Here is a 16,227-nt window from a genome sequence, read left to right on the forward strand (position 1 = left end):
AATCTGGGAGGCGCCCTTGCGGAATCAGGTGTCGCGGGCCGAGCGTGGCGGGCTCTCGCCCGTTGCAGCGCCTCTCGGCCCGGTACCGAGGTTACATTCCGAGAGGCCGGTGTGTCAGGCGCGCCCGGGGGTTGCGGGAAGGATGAGGTGATGCGCGCACGACCGATCTCGCCGTCTCTGGTGGTCGAGGAGCTGGCCGACCGGATCGCGGCGTCCGGGAGCGGCTCCTGGTCGCGGGTGGCGATCGACGGGGCTCCGCCCGCGGCGCCCTCGGACCTGGCCGACGCCCTCGTCTCCCCCTTGCGCGCTCTCGGACGGGACGTCGTGCGCGTGTCGGCGCGCGACTTCCTGCGGCCGGCGTCCCTGCGCTACGAGCACGGTCGGGACGACCCGGACCTGTTCTACGACGAGTGGCTCGACGTGGGCGGGCTCGTCCGGGAGGTCCTGGGGCCGCTGGAGCCGTCCGGCACGGGGAGGGTCCTGCCCAGCCTGTGGGACGCGGCGCTCGACAGGGCGACGAGGGCGGACTACGTGGGCGTCCAGCCAGGCGGGGTCCTGCTGCTGGACGGGTCGCTGCTGCTCGGCCGGGGGCTGCCGTTCGAGCTGACCGTCCACCTGTCCTTGTCGCGCGGGGCGCTGGCCCGCCGCACGGCCGGCGATGAGGCGTGGACCCTTCCGGCCTACGCGCGCTATGACTCCGAGGTCGAGCCGGTGCGCACCGCCGACGTCGCCCTGAAGATGGACGACCCGGGCCACCCCGCTTTGATCACTGACCCCTTGAACCCAAGAACGTTTCTCAACATGCCACGGCGCCGAGCTCGGCGACACGACGGCTGCGACACCAGCGCGCCGTAGACTCGGCGATCAACAGGCGGCCCTTCCCCGTAGGCGTTGACCGGCGAGCGGACGTGGCCCTCCGCTCCCGAAGCTGACCCCAGCCCCAAAGTAGCTATGCGTGGCGGCCGTCACTCTTCGTGCCCGCATGAACTGGGTTCTCTGCGTCTTCGAGGAAAGAAGCGGCCCTCGTACGCGCGGTACGAGGGCCGTTGCAGGGCGCTGCGCGGGTGCGTATGGCGGCTACTGGCCGCCAACACGCCGGATGCTCACGGCGCCGCTGGCGATGGCAGCCGCCGCGATGAAGCCAAAGCCGCAGCCTCCGAAGACGAAGAGGCCGAAGTTGGAGGTGAGGTGGCCAACGATCATCGCCACGGCGCTGAGGCCGACACCGCCGATCAACAGGCCGTCGATGAAGAGGCCGGCGTTGGGCCGCCTGGTGTCGACAGTGACGGCGGCGAAACCGGCGCCCAGACCGACGACGAAGCAGACCCCGAAGACCGCGAGGGCGCCGAAGTCGCTGTTTTCGACGAAGGCGCGGCACACGCTGAGCACGCCGACGAAGATCGCACAGTAGATCCCAAGCTTCCTCATAGTTGTTCGTCTCCCTGTTTGTGCGGCGCCAGTGCGGGGTCGCCTGGACACGCGATTCAGGGATGACCGTGCCGAGCCGGCCGCGCCACGCAAACACGACCACCGGCCACCTCGACGGCAACGAGGGCCAGGACGGTTGACCGGTTCCGCCGGTCCCGGAACCGGTATCGCCTACTTCCCCGTCTGACCTGCACGGTTTCTGGCTTCGAGTTTCGCGGATGAGAACCCTTCATTCCGTCTTCAAGGGCGCCCTGCCCGGGCGCCGGGACGTGGCCGGCCCCCGGCGTGCGGCCTCGCTGGGCCGGTCCTGGGGGCCGCCGACGTCGGCCGGGTCGCGGTTGCCGGGACATGAGCCCGGCAGGTCAGGTTTTGCGCCGGTCCGGTTGTTATGGACTGTCTGCTCCGAGGCCCCTTCGCGGGGTGGTCCGCACTGACGTGCGAAAAACAAGGAGCTGAGCAATGACAAACGAGACCGCGCCGCGTGCCATCGTTTCCCACCCCCCGAACCTGGGAGACGCCGCAGAGACCGAGTACTTCGTGATCGTCACGGTCAAGCTGCGGGGGAGCAGCGGCTGGGTGAAGGAGAGCCACGCCTACGTCACGGTCGTGAAGGCCGACACCACTGACGACGCCCTGCTGGAGCAGATAAGCGGTGAGATCCCGGAGCGGATGCGGAACTCCAGCCACCGACCCAGCCACCGGCGAGGCCACCGACGAGGGCAATCATCAAGGCGTCACGTCTGGTCATGGTTGTTCCCCTTGTCTCTTCGTTGTAGTGGCGCCCATGGGCGCGCTCTCGCGAACAACCGTCCGGGACGCCCCGCGTAGCGCAGCACGGGATCGGCGCGCGGCCCGTCCGGGCCGGGCTGCGGCCTGGGGGCCGGTCCCGGCCCGGCCGCCCACGCACCGCTAGACGCTAGGACGCCGCTCAGGAGCCCATGAGCCGCTAGGTCTAGCGAGGACGTCCGCTGGCCGGGGCCCCGTGGTGGATCGCCGCGGGGATCTGGCGCCCCCTCCCGGAAGCCTGCGCGCGACCAGCGTGAAAGGGGGGCGGTGATGCACATCCGGCGCCCCCTCGCCCATGGCGGTGGCGAGCGTCGACGCCGTCCCCGGCGAGAGCGGGTGTCCTGGCGGCTGCCGATGTCAGCCCAAGTTCGATGGTTTCCGCTGCATAGGCCACCTTGACGAGCACGGCGGTGTGCAGCTCTGGTCCCGGCGCCTCAAGCGCCTCAACGCGGCGTTTCCCGAGATCGTCGCGACTGGTTGAAGGTGAAGCACCGCACCACCACCGAGATGATCATCGGTGGTGTCACCGGATCCGTGCAGGCGCCGCGGACCTTGGTCCTCGGACGGTACGAGCATCGCCGCAGCCGATTGCGCGTCGCCGCGCGCCCGACCCCGTTGCCCGCTCCGGCGCGGCGCGAGCTGGCCGACCTGCTGACGCCGCGCCGGTGACGAGCATCCCTGGCCTCGGCCGCTGCCTGCCGGCTGGGCCGGTGGACTGCCCGGCGCCCAGGAGCCCATCTGGTATACGCGGGTGCTGCCGGAGTTGGCCGCCGAAAATGCCGCGGTGGAACATGGCCGCTGGCGCCACGCCGTCCGGTACCTGCGCCTGCGCTCGGACTTGGCCGCGCGTGACGTGCTCCAGGCCTGGACATCGAATGACCACGGGCCGCCCGCGTGCTCAAGCCCGCCGCGAACCGGTCAAGCCCCGCCAGCGGCGTTGTCGCGGGACCGGCCCAGCAGTTCCCCGGCCAACTCGTGCGCGTCGGTGGGGCTGAGAGCGGGCCTCATGTTCTCGTCAGAGATTGCCGTCCTCGGTGCGCTCTGGACGGTCGTGTGCGAAGCGCGCCCTTTGGGTGCCACTACAAACAGGGGAGGGATCGTCATGACCTGGCGTATCCGTGTAGCTTTCACCGTCCTCGCCGCCTTCGCGGTAGCCGGCAGCGTTTCCGGCGCCATCCTCTACGGCCTGGACTCCCTCACGGGGAGCAGCTTTTGGGCTGACCCCGTCCTTGCCGTTGTCGGTCCGGTCTTCGGCGGCCTCATCGGCGGCAACGCCAGCTACCTGGCTGCCACCAGGCCGCACTTTCGCTCCAGGTTGGGCGCCGAGTGGGTAGTGGTCGCCGTCTTGGCCGCTGCGGCAGGGGCACTTGGCCAGGTCTATGACGTGGCCGGCCTCGCCAACTTGTGGACGGCACCTTTCGTGGTCGGCATCCTCTTCGCCGGCGGCGTCAGTGCGTTCATCGGCACCGGGATCGGGCGTTGCCCCGCCAACTGACTGCGCGCGGGATCGGTCTGCCGCCCGTCGTCCCGGTCTACGACCCCCGTCGTCCTGGCCCCCAGCTTGATCGTGGGTGGCCAGGATCTCGTCACCCAATGTTCTGGTCCCGCGGCTTGACCGCGGGACCAGACCTCTTTTCAGGGCTGTTGACGCCGACCCGGGCGGTGGCCAAGGCCCAGGTACGACTGTCGTACGTCCCCCGGCCGCGGTCGCCGACCGGGCGCCTGACTTCCGGGAAGCCCCATTGTCGTCGGCCTGGCCAGGGCGTCAAAACGTTGGTATCCGGGGCCCCAACCTCCGGTACGGGCTGCGGTGGCCGTCGTCGGGGCTCGTACCGATACGGTCGCAGCATGAGAGCTTCTGCAACCTTCACCGTAAAGGGCTTCACCGCCACCGAAGTGAGACCCGACCCAGCGATCACCACTGCTCTGCCCGTCGGCATCTCGACGATGGAGAAGCACTACGACGGGGAGATCGTAGGCCGCTCCGCGACGCTGTTCACCTCCGCCTTCGACCAATCGGCCGGCGTGGGCAGCTATGTGGCGATGGAGTCCTTCGAGGGCTCACTGAACGGCCATGATGGCACGTTCAACTTCGTGCATTACGCGGCGACGGCCGGCGATGACCGAAGCGATGAGTTTTTCACCATTGTGCCCCACAGCGGCACCGGCGGGCTCGCCGGAATCTCTGGCACGGGCAGCGTGATCATTGACGAGGACGGCACGCACCGTATCCGATTCGACTACACCTTGGAGTAACCCGCAACTTTTGTAGGGGTGCTCACGGTTACTAGCGGATGGGCGAACGCCATTTCAGCGAGGTTGACAACTGAATTTGCGATGGTTCCCAAGCTGACGGCGGGTTCGATTCTCGTCACCCGCTCCACACAGAAGGCCCAGCGCGCCTGTCTGACGACCCCGGGATGGCGCGGTCGACGTCAAACGGATCAGGCGGCTGGGAACACGGTTCCCAGCCGCCTGGCGGTGTCAGTTCTCCGGCGTCACTTCTTCCGAGCGTCGGTGGACTCGAGGTTCTGGCCCTGCGGGGCCACTGCCGCAGCCGCGCTGACGGTTTCGTCGGCGCGGCGGGCGATGAAGTCGGCGAGGACGCCGGCGAGGATGGCGAACCCGATGAGCACGTCGGAGGCCCCGTTGTCGTGGAAGACGGTCATCCAGCCGCTCCGACCGAAGTCCACGATGGCGAGGCCCATGCAGACGAATCGGGCGTACGTGTCGAAGAGGACGAGGGCCATGCTGGCGATGATGGCGAGAAGCTGCCTGACAGCCTGCACCGAATTAGAAGAACCGGCCTGCCCGTTGGGGCAGACCGGTTCCGTGTGTCGTTGTTCGGTTCATCGCGGATCCCTGGGGGTCACCGTCGATGACCGCTTACTGACCGCCCGCCGTGTTCGAGAGGGCGGTTGGTGTGTTGCCGCCGAAGCCGCAACGCGGCTTCCCTGGGCTTCCAGCCCCCGCGGTCGGCCGAAGCCGGTTGTGGTCTACAGCTCCTCTTGCAAGGAGCTGCCGTCCAGGCAGCGGACGCGTCCCCCTCGGATGATCATGCCTTCGACCGTCTCGGGGTCCAGAGGGACCCGCCGGTCCTCTGCGGCTTCCACGAAGGGGAGCAGGCCGACGTTCAGCAACCTGGTGGACGCGGTATTGCCGAAGCGAGTGGTCGCGGTGAACCGGACGTCACGGGGGATCGTGACAGTGATCGTCGTCCGATCCCGACGACGGGACCACCGCCGGCACCACCGTGCGACCACACCGTCGTTGACCCACGGAATGATCAGCTGGTAGCCGACGCCAGCGCGCGGAAACGAGCGTTCTGCTTCCTCGAACCCTTCCAGGGTGGCCTGGTTCGCGGCTTCCTCGAACCGAGGACCGGCGGCGTCGAGGACGACCTTGATGTCCTCGCACTCCTTGAGGATGATGAGGACCTCTTCGGCCGAACCGGCGTCGAGGTAGAAGTTTCCGGACATAGGCACGGTCAGTTCGTGACGCATGTCGAGCTCCTGTGTGTCTGGATTGCGTTGAGCCGCACTCTGATCCGCGGCTCCCTATCTCCGGACCGTCCGGATCATGAGCAGATTCGCTGCCGCCGATCCCCACACGTGCAAGCCGAGCGTCGTAGCCGGAGTCCCGCACTCGCACCTCCGACACGATCAAGATCATTTTCGGTGATGCACTGACCCCTTGAACCCAAGTTCGTTTTCCGGGGGGGCGGGGGCATGAAAGTGGGGCCCGGCATCCGCCGGGCCCCAGAGTCCTGGGCGATCGTCAGCGCGTTCGCGCTGGCTATCGCTGGTTGTCGCCGGCGGCGGGGTTGTGGCCAGTGCCGTTGTGGTTGTCGCCGTTGCTGTCGTGGTTGTCGCCGTTGCAGACGCGACGGTTACCGTCGGGGTCGATCATGACCCCGTAGACGGTCGGGTTGGAGGGGTCGTCGAAGCGCTGGACGTATGCGATCCCGAAGACCACGTCTTTCATGGGTGTTCATCCTTCGTTCTGGTCTGGTTGCCTCGTCGGGACCTGGTGTCCGGACGAGCTGGCCGTGTGGACCGGCCCTAGAAACCGTCCGGCAGCACAAAGAATCCGCCCGCGCCTCCCCCGAGACAGGGGCCGCTCGCGTTGCCCGGGGCCCTTGCGCCTCGGGCACTAGGGGCGCCATTCCTCCCGGTAGGCGGGGTGGTGGGCGTAGGTCAGCGCGAGGAGGCGCAGGACCGTCTCGCGGACGGCCTGCGCGGCGTCGAGTTCGGGGGTGCGGTGGCCCTGGCCGAGGATCCAGGCCTGCTTCTCGTAGTCGTCGACGACCTGGCGCTTGGCGGACACTTCGGCGAGCGCGCGGGCCGGGTCGTGGCGGGCGATGTGCTCGGCGTACGCGCCGTTCTCCGCCGTCGCGACATAGGCGGGGCCGTCCGCGCCGGGATCGCCGGTGTCGGTGCTGACCGTGCCGGAGGGGGCCGCCTTCCAGGGGGCGCCGGAGCAGGCGCGGGCCGTCTGCTCGTCCCTGTCCAGCCGTGCGCGGAGGAACTCCACCAGATCCATAGGGCCATCCTGCCCCCTGCGGAGCGGGACGGCCCTATGGCCGCGGGCGCGGGATCGCCCTGCCGGCAAGGGATCAGGCGGCGCAGTTGCCGGTGACCGGCTTGCCCGCGAAGCGGTCGCCGAGGAACGCCATCGCGTCGGGCTCGCTCCAGAGCATGCCGGTGGCGTGCTCGGCGAAGGTGTAGGTCTTCCAGGTGACGTTGGCGCCCTTCGCGCACCACGCCTTGTTGAGGGTGTCGGCCTGCCCGGCGGGGATGATCTCGTCGTAGACGGCCTGCGTCTGGAGCACCGGGGCGCTCGGGGCGGTGGATCCGAGCTTGTTGGCGTCCAGGCGCCGCCGCCACTCGGGCGTGGCCAGCGGGTCGCTGGTCGTGTAGTCGCTGATGTGCCTGAACGCGGTCTGCACGACCGTGAGGGGCCCGTCGAAGCTGACCAGGCACATGTCCTGCGCCTTGGCCAGCAGCTCGCGTCCGCTGTCGTTGAGGTACTTGGCCAGGTCGAGTTCGGGATAGGCGGCGTCGTAGCCGACGGCGGCCATGAACATGAGCGCGACGAACGGGGAGCCGTCCAGGCTCTTGGCGACGGCCTGGAGGTCCGCCGGGACGCCGCCCGCGAACACGCCCTTGATCGCCAGTTCGGGGGCGTAGGTCCCGGCCAGCTCCGCCGCCCAGCCCGCGGTGGTGCCGCCCTGCGAGTAGCCCCAGAGGCCGACCGGCGAGCCGCCGAGCCCGGCGTCCGGGAGGCGCCGCGCGGCGCGGGCGACGTTCAGCAGGGCCCGGCCCTGCGAGCCGCCGACCTCATAGGTGTGCCGGCCGGGCGTGCCGAGGCCCTCCATGTCGGTGACGGCGACGGCCCAGCCGCGGCTGAGCGCGTCGGCGATGAACAGCTCCTCGTAGTCCATGCCCTGGGTGAGTGTGTAGGACGGGGCGCAGGCGTCGCCGAGTCCGCGCGTCCCGACGGCGTAGGAGACGAGCGGGCGCTCGCCCTGGCCCGTCCACTCCTTGGTGGGGACGAGGACCATGCCCGAGACGGCGGTCGGCCGCCCCTGCGCCGTCTCCGACCGGTACAGCACCTGCCAGGACTTGACGCCCGCGTAGGGCGAGTGGCCGACCGGGTCGACGGTGAACACCGCGGGACGCGAGCGGATGACGTCGCCGGGCGCGCCCGCCGGGAGCGGGGAGGGCGGCTGGTAGAACGGATCCTCGGCCGGGGGCCTGGGGTCCTGCGGCGCCGCGGCGGCGGTGCCCTGGAGGGCGGCCGCCGTCAGGGCGAGGCCGAGGCACGACGCCATCGCGGCGCGTGCGAGCCGTCGAACGGTGGTGGACATGGCGGGCAACCCTTCAACGTGGCGGCAAGTCCTCGCCGCTGCCGCCGGCGTGGCGGCCACCCGACAGTAACGTAATTGGACACTTACTCCAATGAGGTGCGGGACGCATCGGCGGCCCCGGATTTGTGCCGCCCTGACAAAGTCCGCCCCGGCACGGTCCGCTCCGAGACGGTCCGCCCCTTCCAGGCGCCGCCCCGGCCGGCGCGGTGCCTGCGGGCGGAGTCGACCGTCATCGCCGCGTACAGCAGCGCCACGAGCGGCAGACCGGGGGCGCGCAGCGGCGACAGGCCGTAGAAGCGCAGCATCGGCACGTAGGTGGCCGCCATGAGCGCCCAGGCGAGCGCGCCCGCCGCGAGGGCGGGCCCGCCCTCGCCCGCCGGGCCCGCGATCAGGCCCGCGATCGTCGCGGCGGGCGGGACCGCGTAGAGGAGCAGCAGGCCCGCGACGGTCGCGGCGAGCAGGACGGGCGAGTAGCGCAGCTGGTGGTAGGCGCTGCGCGTGATCATCGCCCAGAGGTCGGCGAGGCGGGGGTAGGGGCGGCGGCTGACGACGCCGCGGCCGAGATCGAGGCGGCAGCGCCCGCCCGCGCGCTTGAGCAGCCGTCCCAGCGCCACGTCGTCGATCAGCGCGCCCCGGATCCGGGCGAGGCCGCCCGCTTCCGCGAGGACGGTGCGGCGGACGAGCATGCACCCGCCCGCGGCGGCGGCCGTGCGGGCGCCGTCGCGGCCGACGCGGCGGAACGGGTAGAGCTGGGCGAAGAAGTAGACGAAGGCGGGGACGACGACCCGTTCCCAGCCCGTGCGGGTGCTGAGCGTCGCCATCTGCGACAGCAGGTCGCGGCGTCCGGCCACCGCGGCGCGCACGAGCGCCTCCACGGTGCCGGGGGCGTAGGCGATGTCGGCGTCGGTGAAGAGCAGGAAGTCGGGTTCGCCCGCGGCCCGGACGCCCTCCGCCATCGCCCAGACCTTGCCCGCCCACCCCTCCGGCCGCTCCCTCCCGGGCACGATCGTCAGGGCCGGGTCGCCGCCCCCGAGGGCGGCGGCCGTCTCGGCGGTGCCGTCGCCGCTCCCGTCGTCGACCAGGATCACGCGGAAGGCGCCCGGATACCGCTGGGCGAGCAGCGTCGGAAGCGTCTCCGGGAGGACGGCGGCCTCGTCGCGGGCCGGGACGACGGCCGCGACCTCGGGCCACTCGTCCGGTTCCGGCGCGCCGGGCAGGCCCGGCCCCGTCCGCCAGAAGCCGCCGTGCGCGAACGCCAGGTACAGCCACCCGGCCAGCGCCGCCGCCGCCAGGACGCCCACGACCATCACGTCCGCAGCCTCGCACCGCACCGGCTCTCCGTCCACCGGCGGCGTCCCGCGGGCGTGGCGGGCCGGGCGCTAAAGTCACGCGGATGGACGATGTCCTCAAGGAAGGCGATGCCTTCAAGAAAGGCGATGTCCGCTGGAAAGGCGATGTCCTCTGGAAGGCCGCCGACAAGCTGCGCGGATCCGTCGACGCGGCGCAGTACAGGGACTTCGTTCTGGGACTCGTGTTCCTGAAGTACGTGTCCGACTCGTCCGGCGAGGGGGGCTTCCGGCTGCCGGACGGGGCGCGGTGGGCGGACCTGTCCCCCACCACCGGGGGGATCGGTGAGCGGGTCGACGCGGCGATGGGCGCCGTGATGCGCGCCGACCCCTCGCTGGACGGCGCCCTCCCGCAGATCTTCACCCGGGTCGACCAGCGGCGTCTCGGCGAGCTGGTCGAGCTGATCGGCCGGGTGCGGTTCGGCGCGGAGCCCGGGGCGCGGCCCGCGCGGGACGTGCTCGGCGAGGTCTACGAGTACTTCCTGGAGAAGTTCGCGCGCGCCGAGGGCAAGCGCGGCGGCGAGTTCTACACCCCCGCGGGCGTGGTCGGGCTGCTGGTGGAGGTCCTGGAGCCGTTCCGGGGGCGGGTGTACGACCCGTGCTGCGGCTCCGGCGGCATGTTCGTGCAGGCGGAGAGGTTCGTCCTGAGCCACCGGGGGCGGCCGGACGACATCGCGGTGTACGGGCAGGAGGCGAACGAGCGGACGTGGCGGCTGGCCAGGATGAACCTGGCGGTGCACGGGATCGCGGGCGACGTCCGCCGTGCCGACGCCTTCTACGAGGACGCGCATCCCGACCTCGCCGCCGACCACGTGCTCGCCAACCCGCCGTTCAACATGTCGGACTGGTACCGGGATCCCGGCGACGCGCGCTGGCGGTACGGCGTCCCGCCCGCGGGGAACGCCAACTTCGCCTGGATCCAGCACATCGTGGCCAAGCTCGGCCCGAGCGGCCGCGCGGGCGTCGTGATGGCGAACGGGTCGATGTCGTCCCGGCAGTCGGGCGAGGCCGAGATCCGCGCGGCGCTGGTGGAGGCCGATCTCGTCTCGTGCGTCGTCGCGCTGCCGGACCGGCTCTTCCGCACCACGCCGATCCCCGCCTGCCTCTGGTTCCTCGACCGGCGCAAGAGCGTCCCGGGCGAGGTGCTCTTCGTCGACGCCCGCGGCATGGGGACGATGGTCGACCGCACCGAGCGCGTCCTCACCGCCGGCGACACCGCCCGGATCGCCGGCGCGTACCGGGCATGGCGCGACGGCGGCCATTCCGACGTCCCCGGCTTCTCCCACGCGGCGGGACAGGACGAGATCAGGTCGCACGGCCACGTCCTCACACCCGGACGCTACGTCGGCGCCGCCGAGGCCGACCCCGGCGACGAGCCCGCCGCCGACCGGGTGGAGCGGCTCACCAAGGAGCTCCTCACGCACCTGGAGGAGTCGGCGCGGCTCGACGAGGTCGTCCGGGACGTGCTGGGCCGGTCCGGTGGCTGAGCCGGGGCGTCACGATGGCTGACGTGGCGCTGGGCGACCTCGTCACGTTCTCGAGCGGCCGGTCGCGGCCCGTCGCGGGCACCCGCTACCCGACGTTCGGCGCCAACGGGGTGATCGGGACGTCCGGCGAATCCAACGCCGGGCCGGGTTCCACCATCGTGGGCCGCGTCGGGAGCTACTGCGGGACCGTCCACTACAGCCCCGGCCGCTGCTGGGTCACCGACAACGCCATCATCGCCACGGCCAAGGACGGCGTGAACCCGCGTTACGTCCACTACCTGCTCAAGCGGCTCGGCCTGAACAGGTACCGCATGGGCTCCGGGCAGCCGCTCCTCACCCACGCCGTCCTGAACGGCCTCACCGTCCGGCGCCCGAGCCGGGCGGAGCAGGACGCGGCGGCGGCCGTCCTGGGCGCGCTCGACGACAAGATCGAGGTGAACGGGCGCATCGCGGCCTGCGCGGACGCGCTGGTGCGCGCCCGCTACGACGAGGCGGCGGCCGCGGCCCCGTCCGCCGTGCCGATCGGCGACCTCGGGGAGCTCGTGCGCCGCAACGTCCCGCCGGAGCGGATCGGGCGGGACGAGAACTACATCGCGCTGGAGCACATGCCGAAGCGGCACATGTGGCTCTCGACCTGGGAAGACGCGTCCGGCGTCAGCAGCGCGAAACGGCGCTTCGCGGCCGGCGACGTCCTGTTCGGCAAGCTCCGCCCCGCCTTCCACAAGGCGGGTCTCGCCTTCGTGGACGGCGTCGCCTCGACCGACATCCTCGTCGTCCGCCCGAAGGACGCCGCCCGCCGGGGCTGGCTCCTCGCGGCCCTGGCGAGCGACGAGGTCGTGGCGCACGCCCGCGCCGTCGGCGACGGCACGAGGATGCCGCGCGTCACGTGGCAGGACATCGCCGCCTTCGCCGTCCCCTGGCCCGGCGACGGCGCCGCCCGCGCGTTCGGCGGTTTCGCCGGCGCGCTGGCCCGGCGGGTGGAGGCGGCCACGGCGGAGAGCGCGGCCCTCGCGGGGCTCCGCGACACCCTCCTGCCGGAAATGATCCCCTGACTGCTCATCGAGGGCGGGCACGCCACCGCCGAGGAGATCCGCCACCTTCCAGCCGCCATCGCCGCGGGACGCCTCGACCTCATCCTCGCGCCGCTGGTCTCCGTGCCGGGCCGCAGGCCCCGCGGCCGACGCCCCGCCGGTTCGCGCGCCGCCCGCGGATCCGGTAAGGCGCCGCCTCGTGGCGGATCTTGGACGGCGTGTGACGTCCCGCAGGGTGCGGCAAGGCCCTTGCATGCGCGCAAGCGTTGGTGACTGGCCCGAGGGCGCTGCGTAAGAGTGTGTGTTGTTTCACTTCCACGTCCGACATCGACCTGGCCGAGAAGCACATGTTCGCTTACAGCCCGACACGGAGACGTGAAGCCGACAACGCCATGAACGCATCAGACACATGGTCCGGGGCGCCCGTTCTGGTGCCCGCACCCGCTCCCTCGCTGGAAGTCGGGATCCCGTCCGCCTGGAACCACAACGGGAAGTCGTCCGGGCGCCTCATCGGCGAGATCGACCTCGCCGCCACGCCGCCCGCCGTCCGGCTCGCCCGCTCCTACGTCCGCGAGCTGGTCGGGCAGCACTTCGGCGCCGACCGGTCCGAGCTCGGCGACCTGGAGCTGCTGACCAGCGAGGCCATGACCAACTCCGTCCTGCACGCGCGGCCGCGCCGGGACGGGACGATCACGGTGTCCGTGCTGCACGTCGACCGGTACGTGCGGGTCGAGATCACCGACGGCGGCGCCGTCCAGGGGCAGCCCCGGACGGTGGACGAGGCGCTGCCGGCCGGCGGGCGCGGGCTCGCCCTGATGAAGGCCCTCGCCACCGACTACGGCACCTGCCGCGGCAGGGGCGGCAGTTCCACCTTCTGGTTCGGCGTCGGCGTCCGGGACGGGTGGCGGCTGCCGTGACCGCCGGGGCGGCGCTGAGCCGGGCAGGCCGGGCCGAACCGTCCCCTCCCGGGGGCGGGACCGCGCTCGGCACGGCGCCGGCCAGCGTCGCCCGCATGTGCAACTACCTCCTCGGCGGCAAGGACAACTACGCCGCGGACCGCGAGTCCGCCGAGCGTGCGCTGCGCAGCTGCCCGGTGGTGCCGCGGCTCGTCCAGGCGAACAGGGGCTTCCTGGACCACGCCGCCGCGCTGCTCGCCGGGGAAGTCGGCGTGCGGCAGTTCGTCGACGTCGGCTGCGGGCTGCCCGCCGCCGAGAACCTCGGCGACCTCGTCCGGCGGGCCGACCCGGCCTGCCGCGTCGCCTACGTCGACAACGACCCCATGGTGCTCACGCACGCCCGTGCGCTGCTCGCCGTCGACGCCGGCATGGGCGCCTTCGCCGGGGACGTCCGCGACCCGGCCGCGCTGCTCGCCGACCCCGGCCTGCGGCGGCTGGTCGACTTCTCCGAGCCCGTCGCGGTGTTCCTGCTCGGCGTCCTGGACTTCCTCGCCGACGAGGACGACCCGGCCGGGATCGTCGCCGCGCTCGCGGCGGGCCTCGCCCCCGGCAGCCACGTGGTGATCAGCCACGCCGAGCGGTCGCCGGAGCTGGACCCCGTCTCCGGGCCGTGCGAGGGCGTCGACACCCCGTTCCGGCCGCGGAGCGCGGACGAGATCGCCCGCATCTGCGCGAGCCTGCGGCCGCTCGGCCCCTACCCGGCCCGGCTGCCGGGGCCCGCCCCCCTGCCCGACCCGCGCCCGCTGCCGCTCATCGGCTGCGTCGGGCGCGTCCAGGGGTGACGGCGGAATGACCCCCGCGGTACTGCCCAGGACTTCCGCTGATCACCTGCCCCGTGCGCGCGGCGCTTCGCTACGATCGAAGCGCCAGCAACTGCCACATCTAGGGCGAGTGATGACAGCGGACGGCGAGCCTCGGTCTCTCTCCGACATCACCAAGGACATGGGACTCAACATGTCCGACGTGGCGGCCTTCTCCGGCCTCGACGAGAGCACGGTCTTCCGGTTGTGGGACAACACGGAATGGCTCGACCGGGTCAGCGGGCGGTCGCTGCAGAGCCTCATGTCGTCCGTGCCGGGAATCGCCGAGTACTCGATGGCGCACGCCGTCCGGAAGAGGCGCGACGGGCTCGTCGCCGACCTGCACCGCGAAGGGCTCACCGTCAACCTGGACGCCCTGCAGAACTCGGCCGTCGCGCAGCAGCACCTGCTCAACGCGCTGGAGGCCGGGCTGCACATCATGCGCGGCCAGGCGACGCAGAAGACGTCCTCGTTCATCGCCCGCTTCTGGGGGCGCGAGCAGGACACGGCGCTGGAGGCGCTCTACTCCACCGACGCCGGCCAGGGCCTCCTGGCGGACCCCCGGAAGCTCTTCGACTCGTCCATCGACCTGGCCCCGCGGCTGAACCGCAAGACCTACTCGTTCCACTCGATCCTCGCGCTCAACATCCTCACGCACCAGGTGAGCAAGGTGACCGGGGCGCTGGAGGCCGACCTCGGCTTCGAGGTGCCCGGACGGCAGACCGCCTTCATGATGCGCGGCGTGGTGATGGGCTCGCTGATCAGCTCGAACGACTTCGACCTGGCCGAGCGCTACCGCCAGGAGCTCGACGCGACGCCCGTCTACGCGGCGCTGGAGGAGTGGTCGTTCCCCACCTACACGCGCGACGGCCGCATCAGCAGCGACTTCACCCTGCCGAGCTCCCTGTCGCTGCGCAACACGGCCGCCGAGGTGCTCCGCGAGATCGCGGTCTACAACGACGCCTACCTGTACTACCTGGCGTCGACGTACATCCCGCTGGCGCTCAAGCGCGACCCGGCGTTCGGCGGGAGGCTCCCCGAGTTGGTCCAGGCGCTGGAACTGCGCGGGGCCGACTGCCGGGACAGAAGGATCAGACAGACCTGCAACACGCTGGTGCGGCGGCTCAAGGGCCTCGCCTGAACCAGGCTTTTTGGAGAATGGGGAGCCGGTGGAGGACACGGCGCAAGCCATCGCGAAACTGACGCGGGCGCGATGGGAGGCGAACGCGCAGTACTGGGTAAAGATCATTAGGGAGCGCCGCGACCGGTACCGGACCGAGCTGACCGACGCCGCCGTCCTGGACGCCGTCGGCGACTGCTCCGGCCAGCGCGTCCTGGACGCCGGATGCGGCGAGGGCTACCTGGCGCGCAGGCTCGCCGCCATGGGCGCCGAGGTCACGGGTGTGGACGCGGCGCAGGGCCTGATCGACGCGGCCTCGTCGCACCCGGCGCGGGAGGGCAGGGCCACGTTCACCCGCGCCAGCGTCGAGGACCTGCCGCTGGAGGACGACCGGTTCGACCTCGTCCTGTGCAACCACCTGTTCAGCCACCTCCAGGACCCGTCCCGCGCCATCGGCGAGTTCTCGCGCGTCCTGCGCAGCGGCGGGCGGCTGATCCTGCTGACCCTGCACCCCTGCTTCTACGTGGAGAACGCCGAGCAGGGCGCGGCGAGCAGCGTCCCGGCGGCCCAGTACTTCACCCCCCGCGGCATCGACCAGCGGTTCATGGTGGACGGCCTGGAATCCCCTTCGATGATCACAAGCTGGCTCCGGCCGCTGGAGTACTACGCTGGAACGCTCCGAGACGCCGGATTCGTCATCGCGGACCTGCGCGAACCGCACCCGACGGAGGAGCAGCTGCGGGACGACCCGTGGTGGCGCAAGGGCTTCCCCACCGCCATGTTCATGCTCCTGATCGCGGAGCGCCGTTAGAGTCGTCCCCATGGAGGACGTGCCGGCGGGGTTAGCCGAACATCCGGACAGGCTCCGGTGGAACGAGAAGTACGCGGACTCGTCCGGACCGTCGCGGGCCCACCCGCTCGCGGAGCGGGCGCTGTCGCTCGGCATGCCGGACGGCGGGGTGCTCGACCTGGCGTCCGGGCCGTCCGGCAGCGCCCTGCTGGCCGCCTGGACGGGACGCCGCGTGACGGCCGTCGACATCTCCGAGATCGCCCTCGCGCGGCTCGGCGCGGAGGCCCGGCGGCGCGGCCTCGGCCCGCTGGTCACCCTCGTCCAGGCCGACCTGGGCGCCTGGCGGCCGGGCCCGGACAGGTACGCGCTCGTCCTGTGCACGGGGTTCTGGGACCGCGCCGTCTTCGAGCGCGCGACCGGGGCCGTCCTGCCCGGCGGCCTGCTGGCCTGGGAGGCCTTCACCGAGGCCGCCCGCCGCGACCGGCCGCGGCTGCCCGCGCAGTGGTGCCTCAGGCCCGGTGAGCCCGCCTCGCTCCTGCCGGACGGCTTCACCGTCCTCGACCAGTACGACGACGGCGGCAAACGCCGCTTCCTCGCCCGCCGCGGCGACTGAC

Annotated in this window: 18 protein-coding genes and 1 riboswitch; of the genes, 11 read left to right on the forward strand and 7 right to left on the reverse strand. The window is 71.6% G+C overall.

Annotated features, from left to right (window positions below):
• Position 1 precedes the first annotated feature (1 nt).
• A riboswitch (S-adenosyl-L-homocysteine riboswitch) is annotated at positions 2-82 on the reverse strand.
• A gap of 68 nt (positions 83-150) precedes the next feature.
• Positions 151-855 (forward strand): nucleoside/nucleotide kinase family protein, encoded by a 705-nt coding sequence (locus BKA00_RS19670; RefSeq protein ID WP_221493216.1) that lies wholly within the window; start codon positions 151-153, stop codon positions 853-855.
• Between the two features lie 222 nt (positions 856-1,077).
• On the opposite strand, the gene BKA00_RS19675 is transcribed toward BKA00_RS19670, so the two are convergent.
• On the reverse strand, positions 1,078-1,428 hold the full coding sequence (locus BKA00_RS19675; RefSeq protein WP_185027048.1) for a hypothetical protein: 351 nt from the start codon (positions 1,426-1,428) through the stop codon (positions 1,078-1,080).
• Between the two features lie 1,263 nt (positions 1,429-2,691).
• Between BKA00_RS19675 and BKA00_RS19680 the strand changes: the two genes are divergently transcribed.
• From BKA00_RS19680 to BKA00_RS19690, 3 genes are all read left to right on the forward strand, one after another.
• The gene (locus BKA00_RS19680; RefSeq protein WP_185027050.1) at positions 2,692-2,883 is read left to right on the forward strand and encodes a hypothetical protein; all 192 of its coding nucleotides are present in this window, start codon (positions 2,692-2,694) and stop codon (positions 2,881-2,883) included.
• A 433-nt stretch (positions 2,884-3,316) separates the two neighbouring features.
• On the forward strand, positions 3,317-3,709 hold the full coding sequence (locus BKA00_RS19685; RefSeq protein WP_185027052.1) for a hypothetical protein: 393 nt from the start codon (positions 3,317-3,319) through the stop codon (positions 3,707-3,709).
• A gap of 353 nt (positions 3,710-4,062) precedes the next feature.
• Positions 4,063-4,470, forward strand: a complete 408-nt coding sequence (locus BKA00_RS19690) for a DUF3224 domain-containing protein (protein WP_185027054.1) — start codon at positions 4,063-4,065, stop codon at positions 4,468-4,470.
• Positions 4,471-4,712: 242 nt separating this feature from the next.
• Here the strand turns inward: BKA00_RS19690 and BKA00_RS19695 are convergent, their stop codons facing one another.
• From BKA00_RS19695 to BKA00_RS19720, 6 genes are all read right to left on the reverse strand, one after another.
• A complete protein-coding gene (locus tag BKA00_RS19695) occupies positions 4,713-5,003 on the reverse strand; it encodes a hypothetical protein (protein WP_185027056.1) in 291 nt (96 codons plus the stop codon).
• A 207-nt stretch (positions 5,004-5,210) separates the two neighbouring features.
• Positions 5,211-5,717 (reverse strand): hypothetical protein, encoded by a 507-nt coding sequence (locus BKA00_RS19700; RefSeq protein ID WP_185027058.1) that lies wholly within the window; start codon positions 5,715-5,717, stop codon positions 5,211-5,213.
• Between the two features lie 292 nt (positions 5,718-6,009).
• On the reverse strand, positions 6,010-6,198 hold the full coding sequence (locus BKA00_RS19705; RefSeq protein WP_185027060.1) for a hypothetical protein: 189 nt from the start codon (positions 6,196-6,198) through the stop codon (positions 6,010-6,012).
• A 168-nt stretch (positions 6,199-6,366) separates the two neighbouring features.
• Positions 6,367-6,756 carry a DUF6221 family protein gene (locus BKA00_RS19710; RefSeq protein ID WP_185027062.1) on the reverse strand — a complete coding sequence of 130 codons (390 nt, stop codon included), beginning with the start codon at positions 6,754-6,756 and terminating at the stop codon, positions 6,367-6,369.
• 73 nt (positions 6,757-6,829) lie between these two features.
• Positions 6,830-8,083, reverse strand: a complete 1,254-nt coding sequence (locus BKA00_RS19715; RefSeq protein WP_185027065.1) for a lipase family protein — start codon at positions 8,081-8,083, stop codon at positions 6,830-6,832.
• Positions 8,084-8,166: 83 nt separating this feature from the next.
• Positions 8,167-9,414, reverse strand: a complete 1,248-nt coding sequence (locus tag BKA00_RS19720; RefSeq protein WP_221493217.1) for a glycosyltransferase — start codon at positions 9,412-9,414, stop codon at positions 8,167-8,169.
• Positions 9,415-9,476: 62 nt separating this feature from the next.
• Between BKA00_RS19720 and BKA00_RS19725 the strand changes: the two genes are divergently transcribed.
• From BKA00_RS19725 to BKA00_RS19755, 7 genes are all read left to right on the forward strand, one after another.
• Positions 9,477-10,916, forward strand: a complete 1,440-nt coding sequence (locus tag BKA00_RS19725) for a type I restriction-modification system subunit M (protein ID WP_185027067.1) — start codon at positions 9,477-9,479, stop codon at positions 10,914-10,916.
• A 14-nt stretch (positions 10,917-10,930) separates the two neighbouring features.
• Positions 10,931-11,968 (forward strand): restriction endonuclease subunit S, encoded by a 1,038-nt coding sequence (locus tag BKA00_RS19730; RefSeq protein ID WP_185027068.1) that lies wholly within the window; start codon positions 10,931-10,933, stop codon positions 11,966-11,968.
• Positions 11,969-12,378: 410 nt separating this feature from the next.
• Positions 12,379-12,864 (forward strand): ATP-binding protein, encoded by a 486-nt coding sequence (locus tag BKA00_RS19735; protein WP_185027069.1) that lies wholly within the window; start codon positions 12,379-12,381, stop codon positions 12,862-12,864.
• Positions 12,861-13,685: an SAM-dependent methyltransferase gene (locus BKA00_RS19740; RefSeq protein WP_420829690.1), complete on the forward strand. Its 825-nt coding sequence runs from the start codon at positions 12,861-12,863 to the stop codon at positions 13,683-13,685. Before BKA00_RS19735 ends, BKA00_RS19740 begins: the two co-directional genes overlap by 4 nt.
• Before the next feature lie 160 nt (positions 13,686-13,845).
• Complete coding sequence (locus tag BKA00_RS19745; RefSeq protein WP_185027073.1) at positions 13,846-14,844, forward strand: hypothetical protein; 999 nt, start codon at positions 13,846-13,848, stop codon at positions 14,842-14,844.
• Positions 14,845-14,872: 28 nt separating this feature from the next.
• Positions 14,873-15,634: a class I SAM-dependent methyltransferase gene (locus BKA00_RS19750; protein ID WP_185027075.1), complete on the forward strand. Its 762-nt coding sequence runs from the start codon at positions 14,873-14,875 to the stop codon at positions 15,632-15,634.
• 10 nt (positions 15,635-15,644) lie between these two features.
• Positions 15,645-16,226 (forward strand): class I SAM-dependent methyltransferase, encoded by a 582-nt coding sequence (locus BKA00_RS19755; RefSeq protein ID WP_185027077.1) that lies wholly within the window; start codon positions 15,645-15,647, stop codon positions 16,224-16,226.
• Position 16,227 lies beyond the last annotated feature (1 nt).

The organism is Actinomadura coerulea, assembly GCF_014208105.1.
Lineage (GTDB): Bacteria > Actinomycetota > Actinomycetes > Streptosporangiales > Streptosporangiaceae > Spirillospora > Spirillospora coerulea.

Excerpts from the sequence above, each read along its gene's own strand:
- BKA00_RS19715 (WP_185027065.1), bottom strand. The coding sequence starts at position 8,083 with ATGTCCACCACCGTTCGACGGCTCGCACGCGCCGCGATGGCGTCGTGC.
- BKA00_RS19745 (WP_185027073.1), top strand. The coding sequence starts at position 13,846 with ATGGGACTCAACATGTCCGACGTGGCGGCCTTCTCCGGCCTCGACGAG.
- BKA00_RS19675 (WP_185027048.1), bottom strand. The coding sequence starts at position 1,428 with ATGAGGAAGCTTGGGATCTACTGTGCGATCTTCGTCGGCGTGCTCAGC.
- BKA00_RS19705 (WP_185027060.1), bottom strand. The coding sequence starts at position 6,198 with ATGAAAGACGTGGTCTTCGGGATCGCATACGTCCAGCGCTTCGACGAC.
- BKA00_RS19725 (WP_185027067.1), top strand. The coding sequence starts at position 9,477 with ATGGACGATGTCCTCAAGGAAGGCGATGCCTTCAAGAAAGGCGATGTC.
- BKA00_RS19670 (WP_221493216.1), top strand. The coding sequence starts at position 151 with ATGCGCGCACGACCGATCTCGCCGTCTCTGGTGGTCGAGGAGCTGGCC.
- BKA00_RS19755 (WP_185027077.1), top strand. The coding sequence starts at position 15,645 with ATGGAGGACGTGCCGGCGGGGTTAGCCGAACATCCGGACAGGCTCCGG.
- BKA00_RS19730 (WP_185027068.1), top strand. The coding sequence starts at position 10,931 with ATGGCTGACGTGGCGCTGGGCGACCTCGTCACGTTCTCGAGCGGCCGG.
- BKA00_RS19685 (WP_185027052.1), top strand. The coding sequence starts at position 3,317 with ATGACCTGGCGTATCCGTGTAGCTTTCACCGTCCTCGCCGCCTTCGCG.
- BKA00_RS19700 (WP_185027058.1), bottom strand. The coding sequence starts at position 5,717 with ATGCGTCACGAACTGACCGTGCCTATGTCCGGAAACTTCTACCTCGAC.
- BKA00_RS19710 (WP_185027062.1), bottom strand. The coding sequence starts at position 6,756 with ATGGATCTGGTGGAGTTCCTCCGCGCACGGCTGGACAGGGACGAGCAG.
- BKA00_RS19690 (WP_185027054.1), top strand. The coding sequence starts at position 4,063 with ATGAGAGCTTCTGCAACCTTCACCGTAAAGGGCTTCACCGCCACCGAA.